An 18,689-nucleotide genomic window follows, 5' to 3' on the forward strand; every position below is an offset into this window, starting at 1 on the left:
CAGCCACCAGCCAGAAGACCGGGTTAACGAACAGGGCGGCTTATACGGATTTTTTGGGCAAAGGCAAGCGCAATCGAACACCCGAACCCGTTGCCGGCCATGGTCGGCATCGGGCCGGCGCAAAACAAATAGGATCAAAGCGTCAGCGGATACTGCCGGTGCACCTTGGCGATTTCCGCCAGGATCTCGTTCGAAAGCGTAATGTCGGCCGCGCCGATATCGATTTTCAACTGCTCCATCGACGTCGCACCGATGATGACCGAGGCCATGAAGGGACGTGACAGACAGAAGGCGAGCGCCATGGCTGCCGGGTCGAGACCGAAGGTTGCCGCGATCTCCAGATAGGCTTTGGTCGCCGGCTCCTGCAGCGGCTGCAGGCGGCCGCCGATATCGTGGTTGATCGAACCGCGCGAACCCTTCGGCCTGCCGCCGTCGATATATTTGCCGGAGAGGATGCCGCCGGCGAGCGGCGAATAGGCGAGCAGTCCGACATCCTCGTGATGCGAGAGCTCGGCGAGGTCGAGGTCGAAATGGCGGTAGAGCAGATTATATTCGTTCTGGACGCTGGCAACGCGTGGCAGGCTCTTCTGTTCGGAAAGCGTCAGATATTTCTGTATGCCCCAGGTGGTTTCGTTGGAAAGGCCGATCGCGCGGATCTTGCCCTCCTTCACCAGCGCGCCGAACGTTTCCAGGATGTCGAGCATATTGGCGACGGCCTTGTCGCGATCCTGGTTGAAGGGATTGTAGCTCCAGTTCTGGCGGAAATGGAAATGGCCGCGGTTCGGCCAGTGGATCTGGTAGAGGTCGACGTAATCGGTCTTCAGCCGGGTCAGGCTGGCTTCGAGCGCTAGGCGGATATTCTTCGCATCGGCACCTTCGCCGCCGCGTATATAGTCGCGGCCGCGGCCTGCGACCTTGGTGGCGAGCACGATATCCCCACGCTTGCCGGTCTTCTTGAACCAGCTGCCGATATAGTCTTCGGTCCAGCCCTGTGTCGCTGCCGAAATCGGGGTGGTTGGATAAAGCTCGGCCGTATCGAAGAAATTGACGCCCTTTTCGATGGCGTAGTCCATCTGCGCATGCGCATCAGCTTCGCTGTTCTGCGAACCCCAGGTCATGGTGCCAAGGCAGATCTCTGAAACGGAAATCTCGGTGCGGCCTAGTGAATTGTACTTCATGGAAAAACCTTGGAAGAGAGGTGAAAGCCTTGGGAGGATCCGCGCAAATCTAGGCTGGATTTGGCGGAGCGCAAGAGCAAAAACCGGGCTTTTGCGCGCGCGCGAAAGGCTTCGCGGAGAATGGGCCGCCACTTGACTCTATCGGAAAGAATGTCAATTGGAGGCAAAACAGCCTTAACGGGCGCAATCAGGGGCAGGAGCCAGGGACACGAGAATGACCATTGCTTTCACTTTTCCCGGCCAGGGCAGTCAGGCCGTCGGCATGGGCAAGGATCTCGCCGAGAATTTTGCCGAAGCCCGAGCCGTCTTTGAAGAGGTCGATGAGGCGCTCGGTGAAAAGCTTTCGGACGTCATGTTCAACGGTCCCGAGGATACGTTGACCTTGACGGCGAACGCCCAGCCGGCGCTGATGGCCGTCTCGATCGCCGTTGTCCGCGTTCTGGAAGCCAAAGGGCTGGATCTGAAGTCGAAGGTCGCTTACGTCGCGGGCCACTCGCTCGGCGAATATTCGGCACTTTGCACTGCCGGGACCTTTTCGCTCGCCGACACCGCGCGGCTGCTGCGCATCCGCGGCAACGCCATGCAGGCGGCTGTTCCCGTCGGCGTCGGCGCCATGGCCGCGATCATCGGCCTCGAACATGCCGACGTCGTTGCCGTCTGCGAGGCAGCCACCGCTGTCGGCGCCTGCCAGATCGCCAACGATAATGGCGGCGGCCAGATCGTCATCTCGGGCGAGAAGGCAGCCGTCGAAAAGGCCGCGGGGCTTGCGACCGATAAGGGCGCCAAGCGTGCCATTCTGCTGCCGGTCTCCGCTCCGTTCCATTCGACACTGATGGCGCCGGCCGCCGACGCCATGCGCGAAGCACTGGCAACGGTTTCAAAATCCGATCCCATCGTGCCCCTCATTGCAAATGTCCGTGCCGCCCCCGTGACAGCCGCCGACGAGATCGCCAGCCTCCTGGTCGAGCAGGTGACCGGTCAAGTCCGCTGGCGCGAGACGGTGGAGTGGTTCGCTGGAAATGGCGTCACGACGCTTTATGAACTCGGTTCCGGCAAGGTGCTGACCGGCCTTGCCCGCCGCATCGACAAGACGATCAACGGCATCTCCGTCAACGGTCCGGCGGATATCGATGCGGCCGTCGCCGCCCTCATGGCCTGATTGGTATCCCCGGACACCGGGTTTGGTATCCCCGGACACCGGGTTTGGTGTCCCTGATATAAGGAACGTTTCCATGCTCGATCTCTCCGGCCGCAAGGCTCTCGTCACAGGCGCATCGGGCGGTATTGGCGAGGAAATCGCCCGCCTTCTTCATAAGCAGGGCGCCATCGTCGGCCTGCACGGCACCCGTGTCGAGAAGCTGGAAGCGCTGGCGGCCGAGCTCGGCGAGCGTGTCAAGATCTTCCCGGCCAACCTCTCCGACCGCGATGAGGTCAAGGCGCTCGGCCAGAAGGCCGAGGCCGACCTTGAAGGCGTCGACATCCTCGTCAACAATGCCGGCATCACCCGCGACGGCCTGTTCGTGCGCATGAGCGACGAGGACTGGGACAGCGTCCTCGAAGTGAACCTGACGGCGACCTTCCGCCTGACGCGCGAATTGACGCATCCGATGATGCGCCGCCGCTATGGCCGCATCATCAACATCACCTCCATCGTCGGCGTCACCGGCAATCCGGGCCAGGCCAATTACTGCGCCTCCAAGGCCGGTATGATCGGCTTCACCAAGTCCCTGGCGCAGGAAATTGCCACCCGCAACGTGACGGTCAACTGCGTCGCGCCGGGCTTCATCGAGAGCGCCATGACCGGCAAGCTGAACGACAAGCAGAAGGAAGCGATCATGGGAGCGATCCCGATGAAGCGCATGGGCACGGGCGGCGAGGTCGCTTCGGCGGTTGCTTACCTCGCGTCCTCCGAGGCTGCCTATATGACCGGCCAGACACTGCACGTAAACGGCGGCATGGCGATGATCTGAAACGACAAACCGCTGGCATGGGAATATTTCCGCCAATAGCATGTTGAGCAATCACGAACCGTTGATTTTCTGGCTTTGCGGCAGACTTAAAGCATGTTAAGCGGGCCATGACTGTGAACAGTCGTCCCGAGAAAGCAGACGGACCGGCGGGCTTTTTGCAAGCCTGGAACATCTCTGAAGCCGGGTAAACGAGTTTGCCGAGGATGTCTGAAAACATCGCAGGCTGAAACAGGGTAGGGGTGCCGCAACGGCATTCCGATCAGGACATAAGGTCGAGGAAACCGACATGAGCGATATCGCAGAACGCGTAAAGAAAATTGTTATTGATCATCTTGGCGTCGATGCCGACAAGGTCGTCGAGAGCGCCAGCTTTATCGACGATCTGGGCGCCGACTCGCTCGACACGGTCGAACTTGTCATGGCTTTCGAAGAAGAATTCGGCGTTGAAATTCCTGACGACGCTGCCGACTCGATCCTGACGGTTGGCGATGCCGTGAAGTTCATTGAGAAGGCCCAGGCCTGATCCTGTGAAATTGAGAAAGGGCGGGCCTGGAGTCCGCCCTTTTCTTTTCGGCATATTTCTCCATAGAACATAAGAGACGGGGGAAAGCACGCGATGAGACGTGTCGTCATCACCGGTACCGGCATGGTATCACCCTTGGGATGCGGAACAGAGGTGACGTGGTCGCGGCTGCTTGCCGGCCAGAACGGCGCCCGCCTCGTCACCGAATTCGAGGTCGATGACCTTCCCGCCAAGATCGCCTGCCGTATCCCTGTCGGTGACGGCACTGACGGCACCTTCAATGTCGATCAGTGGATGGAGCCGAAGGAGCAACGCAAGGTCGATCCCTTCATCATCTACGGCATGGCCGCCGCCGACATGGCGCTCGCCGATGCCGGCTGGCATCCCGAAACCGATGAGGACCAGATCGCCACCGGTGTGCTGATCGGCTCCGGCATCGGCGGCATCGAAGGCATTGTCGAGGCGGGTTATACCCTGCGCGACAAAGGCCCGCGCCGCATATCACCCTTCTTCATTCCTGGCCGCCTGATCAACCTCGTCTCCGGCCAGGTCTCGATCCGCCACAAGCTGCGCGGACCCAATCATTCGGTCGTCACCGCCTGCTCGACGGGTGCGCATGCGATCGGCGATGCCGCGCGGATGATCGCGCTCGGCGACGCCGACGTCATGGTCGCCGGCGGCACGGAATCCCCGGTCAGCCGCATTTCGCTGGCAGGTTTTGCCGCCTGCAAGGCGCTGTCGACCCAGCACAATGACGACCCGAAAAAAGCGTCGCGTCCTTATGACCGCGACCGCGACGGCTTCGTCATGGGCGAGGGCGCCGGCATTGTCGTGATCGAAGAACTGGAGCACGCCAAGGCGCGGGGCGCCAGGATCTATGCCGAAGTCGTCGGCTACGGCCTGTCGGGCGATGCTTATCACATCACCGCACCCTCCGAAGACGGCGAGGGTGCTGGCCGCTGCATGGCGATGGCGCTGAAGCGCGCCGGGCTGACGCCGGCCGATATCGATTATATCAACGCCCATGGTACCTCGACCATGGCCGATACGATCGAACTCGGCGCCGTCGAGCGGCTGGTCGGCAATGCGGCGTCGAAGATCTCCATGTCCTCGACCAAGTCGGCGACAGGACATCTTCTCGGTGCTGCCGGCGCCATCGAGGCAATCTTCACCACGCTCGCCATCCGCGACAATATCGCGCCGCCGACGCTCAACCTTGACAATCCCGAACGTGAGACGGCGATCGATCTTGTTCCGCACAAGGCTCGTGAGCGAGACATCAATGTGGCGCTGTCCAACTCGTTCGGATTCGGCGGCACGAACGCGTCTCTCGTGCTGCGCCGTTACGCGCAATAAAAGCCCTGTGCGGTGTAGCGGGTCTCCCTTACATCGCAAACCGGCCGTGCCCTACCTTGCGTAGGAGGGCGTGCGAAAGCATAACGACCGGCAACGGCGTCGTTGAACGGCGGCAGAACCTGCTTTTGCCGCATTGCTTCGCGAAATAGCGAAGTGAGGGTCAAGTTTTAGAGGATTGCCGGTGAGCGATACGACGAACCAGAGCAACGATACCCAGGCGCAGAAGGGACCGATCATCCCGAAGTCGCCGAGCGAAGCCCTACGTCCTGAGCGCGTTCCGGAGCCGCCGAAGCGGTCCAAGAAAGCCCGCGGCCAGATCGTTCTTTTCCTGAATTTCATCATGACGATGGCGGTTCTGGTCTGCGTCGTTGCGGTCATCGGCTTCTACTACGCCACATCGACCTATCGGAACCCCGGTCCGCTGCAGACCAACACCAATTTCATCGTCCGCAACGGCGCTGGGCTGGCCGAAATCGCCTCGAACCTCGAGCGCAACGCGATCATCAGCGATGCCCGCATCTTCCGCTATCTCACGGCAACGCATCTGTCTGCCGGTGAAAGCCTGAAGGCGGGTGAATACGAGATCAAGGCGAGGGCCTCCATGAGCGATATCATGGAGCTTCTGAAATCGGGCAAGTCCATTCTCTATTCCGTTTCCTTCCCCGAGGGTCTGACGGTCCGCCAGATGTTCGACCGCATGCTGCAGGATACCGTGCTGGAAGGCGACTTGCCGGCCGCATTGCCGACCGAGGGCAGCCTGCGTCCGGATACCTACAAATTCTCGCGCGGCACCAAACGCTCGGAAGTCATCGACCAGATGGCGGCTGCGCAGCAGAAACTCGTCGATCAGATCTGGGACAAGCGCGATTCCTCGCTGCCGCTGCGATCCAAGGAGGAATTCGTGACACTCGCCTCGATCGTCGAAAAGGAAACTGGCGTTCCCGACGAGCGTGCGCATGTCGCCTCCGTTTTTTTGAACCGGCTCGGCAAGGGCATGCGCCTGCAGTCTGATCCGACGATCATTTACGGCCTCTTCGGCGGCGAAGGCAAACCGGCCGACCGGCCGATCTACCAGTCGGATCTGAAGCGGGACACACCTTACAACACCTATGTCATCAAGGGTCTGCCGCCGACGCCGATCGCCAATCCCGGCAAGGATGCGCTGGAAGCCGTCGCCAATCCCTGGAAGACGCAGGACCTCTATTTCGTCGCCGACGGCTCCGGTGGCCATGTTTTCGCCGCCACGCTCGAGGAGCACAATGCCAACGTCAAGCGCTGGCGCAAGCTCGAAGCCGACAAGGGCTCGGATCCGAACATCGCAGTCGACGGCCAGCCGGAAGAGCAGCCGGCGGATAATGGCGCGACCGTCGCGCCGCAGAAGAAAAAGAAGATCAACTGAGACTTTCGGGAGACTCGCATGGCTTTGCAGTCCATGACTGGTTTTGCGCGGCGCGAGGGAACGAGCGGCCGCTGGCGCTGGGCATGGGAACTGCGCTCGGTCAACGGCAAGGGCCTCGACCTGCGCCTGCGTCTGCCGCCCGGGCTTGAACGCATGGAGGCGGACGTCCGCCGCCTCGCCGGCGAAAGCTTCAGCCGCGGCAACCTGCAGGCATCGCTGTCTGTGACGGCCGACCAGAACCGCTTCGAGGCGGTGCTGAACAAGCAAGCGCTCGCGGCCGTGCTGGCCATGCGCGAGCAACTGGACGGCGTCATCGATCCGTCGCCGCTGAAGCTCGATACGCTGCTTCTGGTGCGCGGCATCGTCGAATTCCGCGAAAGTGAGGATGGCGAGGAGGCGCTTGCCGCCCGCGACGCAGATATTGCTGCCGGCCTGCTGGCCGCGCTTGCCGATCTGAGAGTAATGCGCGAACAGGAAGGGGCAGCGCTCGCCCGTATTCTTCATGACCATGTCACGATGATCGAAGGCCTGACACGGACGATCGAGCTTGATCCCTCGCGCTCGCCGCAGGAGATTGCTGCGCGGCTTGCCGCGCAGGTCGCCTTGTTGATGGACGGCATGGCCGCACTTGACCGCGACAGGCTGCATGCCGAAGCCGCACTGTTGGCAACCAAGGCGGATTTGCGCGAGGAAATCGATCGTCTGAAGGCTCATATCGCTGCAGCGCGCGATCTTCTGGTGAAAGGTGGCCCTGCCGGGCGCCGCCTGGACTTCCTTGCACAGGAATTTAACCGCGAATCGAATACCATTTGCTCGAAGTCGAATGCTTCGGCAGTTACCGCTGCGGGCATCGAGTTGAAAGTCGTGATCGACCAGTTCCGCGAGCAGGTCCAGAATTTGGAGTAAGACATGAAACCGGCGAAATCCTCGCCCGTGCAGATCGCCCGCCGCGGTCTGATGCTTGTGATATCGTCGCCGTCGGGCGCCGGCAAATCCACCATCGCGCGCACGCTTCTGGAGACAGACAGGCAAATCGGCCTTTCCGTCAGCGTCACCACGCGCCAGCGCCGCCCAAGCGAGGTCGAGGCTGTGCATTACCACTTCAAGAGTGTACGCGAGTTCGAGCGGCTGCGCGATAGCGACGCGTTGCTCGAATGGGCCGAGGTGCACGGCAATTTCTACGGCACGCCGCGTGAGCCAGTCGAGCAGGCCATGGCGGAAGGTCGCGATATGCTCTTCGATATCGACTGGCAGGGTGCCCAGCAATTGCAGGAGAAGATGTCGGCCGACGTCGTGTCGATCTTCGTGCTGCCGCCGACCATGACCGAGCTGCAGTCGCGGCTGCACCGCCGCGCAGAGGATTCCGAAGAGGTCATCCAGACGCGCCTCGCCAACAGCCGTGCCGAGATCGCCCACTGGCGCGAATACGACTACGTCATCATCAATGATGACCTCAACGCTGCCTTCGACGCTGTCCAGTCGATCGTCAAGGCCGAACGCCTGCGCCGCGATCGCCGCCATGGCATGTTCGACTTTGTCCGCGAACTCTTGGAAGAGACGCCGTCGCTTTAAAACGCGATACCGGAACGTGTGCGGTTTCGGATGACGTCATCCTGGATCTAACCCGGAAAGGCTCTAAAGGCTGTTCGCCAACAGGCAGAATTCCTCGACGGAAAGGGTCTCAGCCCGTCGCGCCGGGTCAATCCCGGCCTTGACGAGCAGGCTCTCGCCGCCGAGCGGTTTCAGGCTTTGGCGCAGCATCTTGCGACGCTGGCCGAAAGCGGCCTGCGTCACTTTTTCCAGATTGGCGACAGCGCAGGGGATGGGGTTTTCGCGGGGGACCAGATGCACGACCGTCGACGTCACTTTCGGCGGCGGTGTGAAGGCTTGTGGCGGCACGTCGAACGCCATGCGTGCCTCCGTTCGCCAACCGCAGAGCACGCCGAGACGGCCGTAATTGTCGTCGTCTTCGTTGGCGACGATGCGTTCGCCGACCTCCTTCTGAAACATCAGCGTCAGCGACTGCCAGAACGGCGGCCAGGCTTTCGGCAGCAACCAGTTGACCAAGAGCTGCGTGCCGACATTGTAGGGGAGGTTGGCAATGATCTTGATCGGGCCTTCCGGCGCCAATGTCTCGAAATCCGTCTTCAACGCATCGCCTTCGATCACTTCCAACCTGCCGGGATAATGATCGGCGATCTCGGCCAGCGCCGGCAGGCAGCGTGTATCCCGCTCGATGGCAATAACCTTCCTGGCGCCGAGCGCCAGGATCGCGCGCGTCAGTCCGCCGGGGCCGGGGCCGACCTCGAAAACGGTCGCGTCATCGAGTGCCCCCGCTGTGCGGGCGATTTTCTGGGTGAGGTTGAGGTCGAGCAGGAAATTCTGCCCGAGCGCCTTGCGCGCATCAAGGCCGTGACGCTGGATGACGTCACGAAGCGGCGGCAGGCCATCGAGTGCTGCCATCAGCGGCGGCTTTCCGCACTGCGCCCGAGCTGGGCGGCGAGCTTCAGCGCCGCAACGAGGCTCTGTTCGCGCGCCAGTCCCTTGCCGGCGATGCCGAAAGCGGTGCCGTGATCCGGCGAGGTGCGTACGAAGGGAAGCCCAAGCGTCACGTTGACGCTGTCGTCGAAACCGAGTGCCTTGGCTGGGATCAATGCCTGATCATGATACATGCAGACGGCAACGTCGTATCGCGCCCGCGCCTCGTCATGAAACATCGTGTCGGCGGGCAGGGGACCGATCGCATCGACGCCCTCGTCGCGCAGGCGCTCGATCGCCGGACGGATGACGTCTTCGTCCTCCTTGCCGATCGCGCCGCCTTCACCCGCATGCGGGTTGAGACCGGCAACTGCAAGCCGCGGCGCCTCGATGCCGAAGCGATGCCTCAGGTCTTCATGAGCGATCCGGCAGGTTTCCATGATCAGTTCGCCCGTCAGCGCCTGCGGCACATCCCGGACCGGAATGTGGATGGTGACGGGAATGGCCCTGAGTTTCGGTCCGGACAGCATCATGACAGGTGTCACCGGCCGGCCGGTCGCCCTGGCGGCGAGATCGGCGAGAAATTCGGTATGGCCGGGAAACCGGAAACCCGCCTCGTAGAGTACGGCCTTGGCGATCGGGTTGGTAACGACCGCGAGCGCCTCGCCGTTGATGACAAGCGACACGGCTTTTTCGATCGCCGTGATCGTACCTTTCGCCGTTGCCGCATGCGGCTCGCCAGCCACGACCTCGATGCCGGCCGGTATAGTCATGACCGGCAGTGCGTCAGCAAACATACCGGCAGCCTCGCTGGCGCTATCGGTCTCGCGGATCGACACCGCCAGATTAAGCTCCCGGGCTCTCAGCGCCAAGACATCGGGATCGCCGATCAGGAAGAAAGGCGGCAGCCCGAGTTCACGCCGCCGGAGCCAGGCCATCAGAGTAATGTCCGGCCCGATGCCGGCGGGGTCGCCCTGGCTTAGCGCAAGCGGTCGAGAAAACGGTATCGCCATTGTCGGTCAGCGATAGGCGATCTGCGCCTTTTTGCGCAGTTCATCCAGGTATTTCTTGCTGTTTTCGTTTTCCGGGCTGGCGTCCTTGCCGCCCTTGGACTTATCGAGATCTTCCTGGCGGAAGACCATTTCGGCTGCCTGGTCGTCGGAGACCTGCCGCTGGCTGCAGATTGCCAGATATTCGACACCCTTGTCGGTAACGCGGGTCCCTGTCGTGTTGCCCTTGGTCTGCTCGACCAGCGGCTTCCAATCCGGCGGGATTTCGGGGGCGAGCATGCGGCCGAGATCGCGCACCGAAACGTCGCGCATCGTCGCAGCAAACACCTTTGCCTGATCGCAGCCCGGAAATTTGGAGCGCGACGCCTCGGCCTCGCCCTTGCGCTTGCCGGTGATGGCCCCGCGCTTGGCTTGCGGAATGACGAAGATGATCTGCTGCAGCATATATTCCGTCGTCACCGGCTTCTGCTTGTTGTTTTGCATCATGCGCGAGACGAGATCATAGTTCGACAGCCGCGAGGTCGAGCCGTAGCGGGCGTTGACGACACGCGGCCAGCTCATCTGCACGGCGATGAAACCCTTGAAATGGTCGACGCCGACGCCGGCGCGATCGAGGATCTGCGACATCTGCTCGGGGGAAAGCTTATTGCCGCTCGAAAAGCGCGCGAAAGACGCATCGACGTCCTGCTGCGACACCGACATATGGACGCGGGAGACTTCCTGCCGCTTGAGCGCCTCGTCGATCAATTGCTCCTCGGCGGTCTTGGCGTCGGCCTTCGTATGCTGCAGGCGCAGGAAGGCTTGGCGCTTGGCGACATCGCCGCTGGTGATGGCGGTGCCGTTGACCACGGCCTTGACTTCACTGACCGCGAGCGCTGGTCCGGCAAGGCCTGTCAGCAACGCAAGCGCTGCCCCGGCGAGGAACTTGGTTATGGCTTTTTTCGCGTCAATCATCTGTTGACCTCCCGATAGCGTCGCGAGCCGTTGTTCGCGGCGTTCTTACCACAGTACGAGACACGCAGAAATCGCTTCCCTCACGACGCGAAACCCCTATGCCTCAGATACCGACTGGCGGCAATGTCCTGCACAGGCTTACGGCGAAAGAATGGCTTCAGGCCCTGTTTGCGCCGATCGCCCGTCATTCGAGGGTGTCGGAACCGATCTTGATGTCGCCGAGCGTGCGGAAGGTCAGCCGTGCGCCGATCGTCCAGTCGCTTCCCGACTCGTCTTCGGAATCTCTGCTGTCCGTATAGGCGATCGTGAAGATCGTGCATTCGTCGTCATAAGAGAGGCCGATCGTCCGCCGGCTGATCACATCATTGTTCAGATCCCAGGCAATGCCGCCGAAGATCGACCAGTAATCCTTGAATTTGACGCTGCTGTTGGTCTGGATCTCGTCATTGTCCTCGGCAAAGCCATATGCCGGCTGGGCGCTGAGATGGGTGTAGGTCAACTGCGTCGCGAAGGTGTCGTTCTGGTAGGCCGTCGTCAGATCGCCGCGGCGGAATTCGAAATCTTTTTCGTCGAGCCGGTAGGAGGCTGCGACGGAAACGCCGTACGGTGTCTCGACGCCGCCAAGGCCGACATAATCGGAGCGGTCGGTTTCAAGGCCTGAATCCGCACCGACATTGACGAGGTCATCGGTCGCAAACGAGTTCTGGCCGGCGATCTGATAGGATTGGCCGAAGATGCCATGCAGCTTGTAGCCGCTGTCGAATGAACCGGTGTACTGGATGCCGAGATTGGCGCGGGTCCCGCCTTCGACGCGGTCGTAGCCCGAGAACTTGTCGCGGTCGAACAGCGAGGTGGCGTCGAAGACGAAGCTCTGCGCATCCTCATTCGGCAGGCGGCCTGCCAACTGCTCGTCGGGGCGGGCATAGATCTGTGCGATCGGCTCGAGGATATGGGTGCTATTGTCAGTCGTCATCAGGATCGGATAACGCATCTCCAGCCCGGCGGTGAACATCGAGCGGGTGGCAGAATTGCCGTCGTCGTAGTTGCCGGCGTAACCTGTGGGGTCGTCCATGTTCAGCGCGAAGGCATCGCCGCGCGCGGCCAGCAGTGGCGTGATCACCAGGCCGGTCGGCGTGACATAAGTGCGCTTCCACTGCAGCTCGGCAGTCAGCCGCGAGGTTTGTCCCTTCAGGCCGCGGAAGCGGTCGAAGCCGTCGACGGTATAGAAGTCGTCATGGGTGCGCGAAATATTCGTCAGGTTGACATCAGCCGAAAGCTCGCCGCCTGCAAGCGGTTGCGGCGCCACGTAATGATAGTCAAGCGACGGATAGACGATCGCCTGCTGTTTTTCGGCTGTGTTCGTCCGGTCGGCATCCTGGACGTCGAAATAGAACGCCCGCATGTCGAAATAATTACGTTTCCCAAGTCCCGTCAAATAGATCTGATTGGTCCGATCCGTACTGGCCAGGCCCCGCAGCTTATACGTTTTCGAGAAATTGTTGTCGCTCTGCATCATGACATCCCAGCCGAACGTCCAGCGCGGATTGATGCGGAATTCGGCCTTCGATGCCACCATGCCACGCTGGCCGGCTTCGGCATCGCTGGTGCCGGAGCTGAAGTTGCCCGGCTTTGCCTGGTCGATGCCGGCGACGCGCAGAATATGCGTGCCATTTTCGAAGCGTTGGCGAAATTCGCCTTCGATGAGGAAGCCCTGGGCGGTGTAGCCCGTGGCGGTGACCGTCGCATCCATGCTCGGCGAGATCACATAGTAATAAGGAACGGAAAGACCGAAGCCGAGATTCTGCGACAGGCTCATCGTCGGAAACAGAAAGCCGGACTTGCGTTTCACCGTATTGTCGGGAACTTCGATGAACGGCAGGAAGGCGATCGGATGGCCGAGCAACTCGAAGCGCGCTCTCTCCAGACGGATCGTATGCGTCTCTCCATTCTGGATCACCCGCTGGGCCTTGACCTGCCAGAAAGGGGCGCGCTTCGGATCTTCGGCGCAGGGAAGGCAGGCCGTGTAGACGCCCTTGTTGAGAATCATCTTGGTGCCGCCGACGCGCTCGCCGGTTTCGGCGGCAATACGCGTATTGTCGGCGGTTTCGATCCGCAGCGAGTTTATGAACCCGTCGGCGAAATTGTCCGTCACGTCAAGGTTGTCGGCATAGATACGGTTGCCGTCGGGACTGACCAGCTCGATATTGCCGATCGCCATCATCCGGCCGGTCTTCTGATTGTACTCGACCTTCTGCGCGACCATCTTGTAGCCGGCATAATTGATCTGCACGCCACCGACCGCCGACACCAGATCGGCGTCACGGTTATAGACCAGTTCATTGGCCGAAAGCAGAAGCTTGGCCCCTTCGGGAATCTTCTTCTCTATATTTTGTTCGGGCGCGCTGGCCTGGCCGAAAGAGGCCGGGGCGCTGCCGAAATAGGAACATAAAGCCGCGCCGACAAGCAGGGCAACCAACTGTTTACTAAAATACTTGCGGTCGCCTGCCGCCACTAGCCGTCCTCCTGATGAAGCAGAATAGTCGCACCCAAGGCCAGCGCGACGACCACCGGTATCCACGTCGCCACGAAGGGGGGCACGACTCCACTGCTTCCGAATGCCTTTACAAGCACGGTGATGACATAAAGCATGAAGCCCGAAAGGATGCCACCCAGAATCACGGAGCGGGATTGGTTGAACCGGCTAAATTTTAGGGACACTGTTGCAGCAATAAAAGTCATGGCTACCAGCAGCAATGGCTGGGACAACAAGGAGTTGAATTGAGTCTCCAATGCCTTGGTCGAGATGCCGAAGGATTTGGCCGCCGCGATCCGATTGGAAAGGTCAAAGAAACCAATTGTTTCCGGCGCTGTCAGCCGCTCCTGGACGAAGTCTTGTTTCAGATTGGTGCGAAGTTGAACCGAAGCTTTGCGCACGGGGATTTCGCCAGGCTTGCGCTCGACAACATTGTTAAGTTGCCAGTAACCATCTTCCAATTTTGCCGTCGCGGCGTCCTGTCTCAGAATGACCTGACCACTTGAATCGAAATGGATCAGCACGGCGTCGATCAGCTTGGTTCCGTTCTCCTGGACCGTATGCGCGCCGATGATGACATCGTCGCGGCCGCTGATCTGGCGCAGCCACGGAATCTGCGGCGCCTTGCGCAAAACCGCGTTCTCGCCGCGCCAGTCGGATTCGACCAGCAGCGCCTGGCGCTGTCCCCAGGCGGCAAGCGGGTTCAACGCCGCCATCGTCAACAGGCCGAGCGCCAGCGAGCCGGCGATGAAGGGGAACATGAACTGCCAGACCGAAATGCCGGCTGCGCGCGTGACGACGAGTTCATATTTGCGGTTGAGCCCGATCAGCACCGTCATGCCGACGAAGAGAGCGATGAACGGCACTGTTTGTTGCAGGATGAGCGGCAGGCGCACCGCAGTCATCAGGACGCCGCCGCCGATCGTGTAGCCGGGAAGGCCGGACATGCGGCCCGCCGTCTCGCTGAAATCGAGGAGGAAGGAAATCGCCGAGACGCCGATCAGGAACCAGCCCGTCGTCACCAGGTAGCGGCGAAAGAAATAACGCGACAATGTCCCGAACATCATTGGGCAGCGCCCCCGCCGGTCCTGCCGGTCACGGCAAGCAGCCTTTCCTGCATCCCTCTCCAGAAGGACGAAATCCGGTCCCGAATGAACGAAGGCATGACCAGTCGCTTATGCAGGCCGAGGAAGGCGATCGAGACGACGCTGCTGACGATCGGAATGGCGTAGAGGACGGCGATATATTCAGGGTCGGTGTCGATCTGATTGGCCGCGTAGAAGGCCGCCCACCGCATCGCGAAGGCATAGGCAAGCGCGCTCACCATCGGATGCAGCCGCGCTTCGCGGTGTGAGCGCGCATCGCCGGCGATCGCCAGTGAAAACAGCGCAAAGACGACGGGCAGGATCCAGTCCGTCAGCCGGCGGTGCAGTTCGGCGCGGTAGCTCTGCGGCCGGATCGTATAGTCCTTGTCGGCCGGATCTGGATTGAACAGGAACCACAGGTCACGGTCGCTGGCGCGCAGCGTCGCCTGACCGCGATTCTCCGTCATGTCCGAAAGGTCGAAGGAATAGGAATCGAAGTTGATGACCGAGACGTTGCCATCGGGCGTTTTGCGGTGCACTTCGCCCTCATGCATGATCAGCGTCGTGCCGGTATCGTCGACGGCGCCTTCCTTTGCATAATAGATCAGTTCGTAGGCCGGATCGCGCTCGTCGGCGACGAAAAGGCCTTTCAGCATGCGGCCGGCCATCCGCTTCGAGATCTGCACGTAAAGGCCTTCATCAAGCTTGCGGAAGGTCTTTTCCTCGATCACCGAAGAGAGAAGGTCAGCATAGGTCTCGGCGATCATCTGCCGCACGACGGTCTTTGCACGCGGCTCGACGACGTTGTCGACGAAGAAGGAAAGGGCACTGATGACGGCGGCAAGCAGCAGGATCGGTCGGATCAGCACGCTTCGCCGCGCCCCGGCCGCGTCGATGACGGTGAGCTCGGAATCGTTGTTCATCGTCGTCAGTGTCTGGGTGATCGCGATAACGAGGGCGAAGGGCAGCACGACGGGAATGATCGACGGCAGGATCATCGTTGCCAGCTTGGCGAACGAGCCGATCGACTGGCCGCTGTCGGTGACCAGATTGATGCGCTGCAAAACCTGTGTCGTCCAAATGATCGCCAGAACGGGCAGGAGCGCCACGAGAAACATCTGGCCGACGCGCCGCAATATGTATGTCTCGAGTAGTTTCATGCCTGCCCTTGAAAGCACCTACACGCCCAAACGGCTTTGCAGGAGAATCCCTCTACGCTCTTTGTCGCGCTTTTGCGACAAGCTGGTGTCAAAAATTCATTCAAATTTCAGAATTTTTTTGATGCTGTTGCGACTCAGTTAACGCCAGCAACGCGGCGAAGACGACAAGCGACGAAAGCCATCCAAGGACAACGTCGGAAAGGTAGTGCGCGCCGAAGGATAGCCGCATCGCCGGGGTGAGGATCGAGATCGCCGCCACAGGCGCCGCCAGCACATAACGCAGCCGTTTGGGAACGAAGAGCAGAAGGCAGATGAGCCAGCCGGCGCTTGCTGCCTCGCCCGAGATAAACGAACAGTTCGAAACGCATTTGCCGGCAAGCGAACCGGCCTCGACGAAATGCAGCGCACCGCCGAATATGTCCGTCTGTATCGGCCGCGGCCGGCCCCAATGTTCCTTCAGGATGACATTGACCAGCAGCACCGGCCCGATCAGCAGCGTTCCGAGCGCGACTTTGAGCTTTTGCGCCCGCTCGGCGTTGAAGGTCGCACCGTGCTGCTGATAGCATTCGACGAGTTTCCACAGCATCACGATTGCCACCACATAGGGCAGTCGGAAGAAGACGGTACGCAGCAGGTCGAAGGTCGCGACGTCGCGATAGGGAAAGCCGCCGCAGATGCTCCCAGTGGCGGCCGTCGCGTCGCAATCTGCACCCACGAAAAAAAGCTGGGAAAAATAGATGTCTATTCCGGGGAAGGCGCGGAACACCACAAGCAGCGCCCACCACGTCCAAAACAGCAGCATGAAGGCACCGAAAGTCGTTTTCGGCAGGCGGATTGCCACGTCCGGCCATCGATTTTTCGAAAAAACTGTCAACGCGAATATCTACGAAACTGACGAAAACATGAGGGCCATGATGGCCGCGGGCGACCATAACAATTGTCGCAAGCCATTGACAGACCCGCCAAACGCGAAATTATCCGCGAGGGACGGATTTCAAAGAATCCCAGCGGAGAAGACATGTCAGTAAAGTTGGAAATTTCATTCTCGAAGTCGGCAAAGCTCAATGGCGGCCTGGCGATCCTGTTGAAGACTGCGGAGGCCGACGGCGCTGCCGGCGCCGAAGCGGTCGATCCGGCAGGCGTGATCGCCAAGGCTGCCAGGATCGCCCGGTTCTCCGCGAAATCCATGGCCGCGCTCGATATCGTTGCCCCCGAAGGCGCGCCCGTCGAGCGCATCGTGGTCGTCGGACTTGGCAAGGCCGCCGAACTCACTGCCCATGACTGGCTGAAGGCCGGTGGTGCTGTGGCATCGAGAATCAAGAACACCGACAAGGCTGCTGCCTTCATCGACGTGCCTGGGCTTGAGACGAACGCGCGGGCAGCCGCCGATTTCGCGCTCGGCATGCTGCTGCGCGCCTATAGCTTCGATACCTACAAGACGAAGAAGGGCGACGAGGAGGAGAAGCCGGCGAAATCCGTCAAGGTGACGATCGTCACCGCCGATCCGGCTGGTGCCAAGAAGGCGTTTTCCGATTCCGAAGCGATTGCCGGCGGCGTCAATCTTGCCCGCGACCTCGTCAACGAACCGCCGAACGTGCTCGGCCCCGTCGAGTTCGCCGCCAAGGCGAAGGAGCTGGAAAAGCTCGGCGTCGAAGTGGAAATCCTGACGGAGCGGGAGATGCGGCGCCTTGGGATGGGCGCCCTTCTCGGCGTCGCCCAGGGCTCCGTGCGCCCGCCGCGCCTGGCGGTCATGCAGTGGAAGGGCGGCAAGGGCAAGGATCGTCCCGTGGCTTTCATCGGCAAGGGCGTCGTCTTCGATACAGGCGGCATTTCGATCAAGCCGGCCGCCGGCATGGAGGACATGAAGGGCGATATGGGCGGTGCGGCAGCCGTCACCGGCCTCATGCATGTGCTCGCCTCCCGCAAGGCCGCCGTTAACGCGGTCGGCATCATCGGCCTGGTCGAGAACATGCCCGACGGTAACGCCCAGCGTCCGGGCGACATCGTCACGTCAATGTCGGGCCAGACGATCGAGGTGATCAACACCGATGCCGAGGGCCGCCTCGTGCTTTGCGATGCGCTCTGGTATTGCAACGACCGCTTCAAGCCGCAGTTCATGATCAATCTCGCCACGCTGACCGGGGCAATCGTCGTCGCGCTCGGCAATGTCCATGCCGGCCTGTTCTCCAATGACGACCAGCTTTCCGCCCAACTGACGGCCGCCGGCCTTTCGAGCAATGAGAAGCTCTGGCGGATGCCGCTCGGCAGGGACTACGACAAGTTGATCGACAGCAAATTCGCCGATATGAAGAACACCGGCGGCCGACAGGCCGGCTCGATTACGGCCGCGCATTTCCTCAAGCGCTTCGTGCAGGAGACGCCGTGGGCGCATCTCGATATTGCCGGCACGGCGATGGGCTCGCCGCAGGACGAGATCAACCAGTCCTGGGGTTCCGGTTTCGGCGTGCGCCTGCTCGACGAACTCGTTCGCGCCCATTATGAATCCTGATGACGGACGTTCTCTTCTATCATCTGACCGAAACCAGGCTGGAGGACGCGCTTCCGCCGCTCATCGACAAAAGCGTCGAGCGCGGCTGGCGCGTTGTCGTCCAGACGCGCGAGCCGACGCGGCGCGATGCTCTCGACCAGCATCTCTGGACTTTCCGCGAGGAGAGTTTCCTGCCGCATGGTACCGACGAGGCCGATTTTGCCGAAAGCCAGCCGGTGCTTTTGACGGTGACGCCAGACAATGCCAATGCAGCGACCGTGCGTTTCATCGTCGACGGCGCCGAGCCGCCGCCGGCCGACGCCTATGAGCGCATCGTCTTCATGTTCGACGGTCACGATCAGGAGCAACTGGAAGCCGCCCGTGCGCAGTGGAAGAAGCTGAAAGGCGAGGGGCATAACCTTACCTATTGGCAGCAGACGTCAGAAGGGCGGTGGGAGAAGAAAGCCTGACCGTTTTGCCACGATACTACAGCATGGCGCGTCTTTTCAGACGCGCCAGGACGCCGTAACGCTTCGAATGCCGCTTGAAACCTTC

General features: G+C 61.1%; 17 protein-coding genes. 9 read left to right on the top strand and 8 right to left on the bottom strand.

Going from position 1 to position 18,689, the window contains the following annotated elements; translation table 11 throughout:
- Positions 1 to 134: 134 nt before the first annotated feature.
- A complete protein-coding gene (locus N2600_RS07055) occupies positions 135 to 1,178 on the bottom strand; it encodes an aldo/keto reductase (protein WP_260298512.1) in 1,044 nt (347 codons plus the stop codon).
- A gap of 214 nt (positions 1,179 to 1,392) precedes the next feature.
- Between N2600_RS07055 and fabD the strand changes: the two genes are divergently transcribed.
- The 7 genes from fabD (at position 1,393) to gmk (ending at position 7,998) form a co-directional block, all read left to right on the top strand.
- Positions 1,393 to 2,337: an ACP S-malonyltransferase gene (gene fabD, locus N2600_RS07060; protein ID WP_260298513.1), complete on the top strand. Its 945-nt coding sequence runs from the start codon at positions 1,393 to 1,395 to the stop codon at positions 2,335 to 2,337.
- A gap of 73 nt (positions 2,338 to 2,410) precedes the next feature.
- Entirely contained in the window at positions 2,411 to 3,148 is a 738-nt protein-coding gene (gene fabG, locus N2600_RS07065; protein ID WP_017963715.1) for a 3-oxoacyl-[acyl-carrier-protein] reductase, read from the top strand.
- 286 nt (positions 3,149 to 3,434) lie between these two features.
- Positions 3,435 to 3,671 (top strand): acyl carrier protein, encoded by a 237-nt coding sequence (locus N2600_RS07070; RefSeq protein WP_003547058.1) that lies wholly within the window; start codon positions 3,435 to 3,437, stop codon positions 3,669 to 3,671.
- Between the two features lie 93 nt (positions 3,672 to 3,764).
- Complete coding sequence (gene fabF, locus N2600_RS07075) at positions 3,765 to 5,027, top strand: beta-ketoacyl-ACP synthase II (protein WP_222384698.1); 1,263 nt, start codon at positions 3,765 to 3,767, stop codon at positions 5,025 to 5,027.
- Positions 5,028 to 5,208: 181 nt separating this feature from the next.
- Positions 5,209 to 6,426, top strand: a complete 1,218-nt coding sequence (mltG, locus tag N2600_RS07080) for an endolytic transglycosylase MltG (protein WP_020486067.1) — start codon at positions 5,209 to 5,211, stop codon at positions 6,424 to 6,426.
- 18 nt (positions 6,427 to 6,444) lie between these two features.
- Complete coding sequence (locus N2600_RS07085) at positions 6,445 to 7,332, top strand: YicC/YloC family endoribonuclease (RefSeq protein WP_260298514.1); 888 nt, start codon at positions 6,445 to 6,447, stop codon at positions 7,330 to 7,332.
- 3 nt (positions 7,333 to 7,335) lie between these two features.
- Positions 7,336 to 7,998: a guanylate kinase gene (gene gmk / locus N2600_RS07090; protein WP_017963719.1), complete on the top strand. Its 663-nt coding sequence runs from the start codon at positions 7,336 to 7,338 to the stop codon at positions 7,996 to 7,998.
- A 63-nt stretch (positions 7,999 to 8,061) separates the two neighbouring features.
- Here gmk and rsmA read toward each other — a convergent pair whose 3' ends face one another.
- The 7 genes from rsmA to N2600_RS07125 all read right to left on the bottom strand — a co-directional run bounded on the left by rsmA (position 8,062) and on the right by N2600_RS07125 (position 16,520).
- A complete protein-coding gene (gene rsmA, locus N2600_RS07095) occupies positions 8,062 to 8,889 on the bottom strand; it encodes a 16S rRNA (adenine(1518)-N(6)/adenine(1519)-N(6))-dimethyltransferase RsmA (RefSeq protein WP_222384701.1) in 828 nt (275 codons plus the stop codon).
- On the bottom strand, positions 8,889 to 9,917 hold the full coding sequence (pdxA, locus tag N2600_RS07100) for a 4-hydroxythreonine-4-phosphate dehydrogenase PdxA (RefSeq protein ID WP_170280063.1): 1,029 nt from the start codon (positions 9,915 to 9,917) through the stop codon (positions 8,889 to 8,891). The genes rsmA and pdxA overlap by 1 nt, the downstream gene beginning before the upstream one ends.
- 6 nt (positions 9,918 to 9,923) lie before the next feature.
- Positions 9,924 to 10,868: a peptidylprolyl isomerase gene (locus tag N2600_RS07105; RefSeq protein ID WP_017963722.1), complete on the bottom strand. Its 945-nt coding sequence runs from the start codon at positions 10,866 to 10,868 to the stop codon at positions 9,924 to 9,926.
- Between the two features lie 184 nt (positions 10,869 to 11,052).
- Positions 11,053 to 13,380, bottom strand: coding sequence for an LPS-assembly protein LptD (locus N2600_RS07110; protein WP_222384702.1), 2,328 nt, complete (start codon positions 13,378 to 13,380; stop codon positions 11,053 to 11,055).
- Positions 13,380 to 14,468 carry an LPS export ABC transporter permease LptG gene (gene lptG, locus N2600_RS07115; protein WP_017963724.1) on the bottom strand — a complete coding sequence of 363 codons (1,089 nt, stop codon included), beginning with the start codon at positions 14,466 to 14,468 and terminating at the stop codon, positions 13,380 to 13,382. The genes N2600_RS07110 and lptG overlap by 1 nt, the downstream gene beginning before the upstream one ends.
- Entirely contained in the window at positions 14,465 to 15,646 is a 1,182-nt protein-coding gene (gene lptF, locus N2600_RS07120) for an LPS export ABC transporter permease LptF (protein ID WP_017963725.1), read from the bottom strand. Before lptF ends, lptG begins: the two co-directional genes overlap by 4 nt.
- Positions 15,647 to 15,746: 100 nt before the next feature.
- Positions 15,747 to 16,520, bottom strand: a complete 774-nt coding sequence (locus N2600_RS07125; protein WP_260298515.1) for a phosphatase PAP2 family protein — start codon at positions 16,518 to 16,520, stop codon at positions 15,747 to 15,749.
- Between the two features lie 144 nt (positions 16,521 to 16,664).
- On the opposite strand from N2600_RS07125, the gene N2600_RS07130 reads away from it, so the two are divergent.
- Entirely contained in the window at positions 16,665 to 18,155 is a 1,491-nt protein-coding gene (locus N2600_RS07130; RefSeq protein ID WP_222384704.1) for a leucyl aminopeptidase, read from the top strand.
- Positions 18,155 to 18,604, top strand: a complete 450-nt coding sequence (locus N2600_RS07135; RefSeq protein ID WP_017963728.1) for a DNA polymerase III subunit chi — start codon at positions 18,155 to 18,157, stop codon at positions 18,602 to 18,604. The genes N2600_RS07130 and N2600_RS07135 overlap by 1 nt, the downstream gene beginning before the upstream one ends.
- Positions 18,605 to 18,689: the final 85 nt, after the last annotated feature.

Origin of the sequence: Rhizobium sp. WSM1274 (assembly GCF_025200775.1) — a bacterium.
Taxonomy (GTDB): Bacteria; Pseudomonadota; Alphaproteobacteria; order Rhizobiales; family Rhizobiaceae; genus Rhizobium; species Rhizobium leguminosarum_I.